Source organism: Ignavibacteria bacterium (genome assembly GCA_025612375.1).
Classification (GTDB): domain Bacteria; phylum Bacteroidota; class Ignavibacteria; order Ignavibacteriales; family SURF-24; genus JAAXKN01.
In genome coordinates, this window is record JAAXKN010000129.1 from 1 (window position 1) to 1,206 (window position 1,206).

A 1,206-nucleotide genomic window follows, 5' to 3' on the forward strand; every position below is an offset into this window, starting at 1 on the left:
TAAAAGAGGGCTTTTCAAATATCCGTATCGGCATGTTCCTCGAAATAGCTACAACTATTGGAGCAATTTTCGGGGCATTCATAGCCACAGGCGTCTCAACGGGTGTTATTGCCGTAATCTTCGGAATAGTGCTTATTTATTCCGCAATCACTTCACTCAGTAAATACAGCATTAAAACCGCTGAGGTGCTTCCTGACAAGCTGGCCGCCAGGCTGAGTTTAAACGGAAGCTATCCCGTTAAGGGCGAGGAGGTATACTATAATGTGTATAATGTTCCAGGGGGATTTGGAATGATGTTTATTGCAGGCACACTCTCGGGGCTCTTGGGCATAGGCTCAGGCGCGGCAAAGGTTATTGCCATGGATAAGATAATGCACATCCCCTTTAAGGTATCCACCACCACGAGCAATTTTATGATAGGCGTTACTGCAGCCGCAAGCGCCGGGGTGTATTTACGCAGAGGTTATATCGACCCCGGCCTTGCCATGCCTGTTATGCTTGGAGTGCTCCTCGGGTCTGTTTTGGGAGCCGGGATTCTTGTTCGGGTAAGAACAAAATGGCTGAGGACTCTTTTCAGCGTTGTCGTCTTTGTGCTCGCCCTGGAAATGATCTATAACGGAATTGCGGGAAAATTATGACAGAAGGAAATAAGAACATTCACCTGGAAAAAGACAGGGACATTGAAAACATTATGGGCAGCCTCCTTAGAACAGGCGTCGCTGCAGCTGCAGCAATTGTTGCCTTTGGGGCCTTCCTTTACCTCATTAAATACGGCTTTACAATTCCTCAGTACTCCGCGTTCAAAGGTGAACCCGAAGGACTTAAGAGCATTGGCGGAATTCTAAAAGAGGTTCTCTACTTTAACAGCCGCGGCATAATGCAGCTGGGACTCCTGGTTTTAATTGCTACTCCCGTTGCAAGAGTAATCTTTGCAATCATAGGTTTTGCCTTAGAAAAAGACTACACTTACACGGTAATTTCTGCCATCGTACTTGGAATTTTATTATTCAGCCTTTTTACTTAGTTATTAAAAAAGCCCGGCTGCACAGCCGGGCTTTTTTTATTTTGCTTTTGGCGGTGTGTTCTTGATTTTTCCGGTTACCTGTTCAGATATAATTTTATAAACAGATACCTTGGCATCTGCCCTTTTGATGCTTTCTTTCCCCTGTTCCATAAAGTCAGGCGAAAACTTTTTTACCATTTCCA

Annotated in this window: 2 protein-coding genes; both read left to right on the top strand. The window is 44.9% G+C overall.

Going from position 1 to position 1,206, the window contains the following annotated elements:
* A partial coding sequence (locus HF312_21650; GenBank protein MCU7522810.1) for a sulfite exporter TauE/SafE family protein occupies positions 1–638 on the top strand: 638 nt, incomplete at its 5' end.
* Positions 635–1,024: a DUF1634 domain-containing protein gene (locus HF312_21655; protein MCU7522811.1), complete on the top strand. Its 390-nt coding sequence runs from the start codon at positions 635–637 to the stop codon at positions 1,022–1,024. The genes HF312_21650 and HF312_21655, both read left to right, overlap by 4 nt.
* Positions 1,025–1,206: the final 182 nt, after the last annotated feature.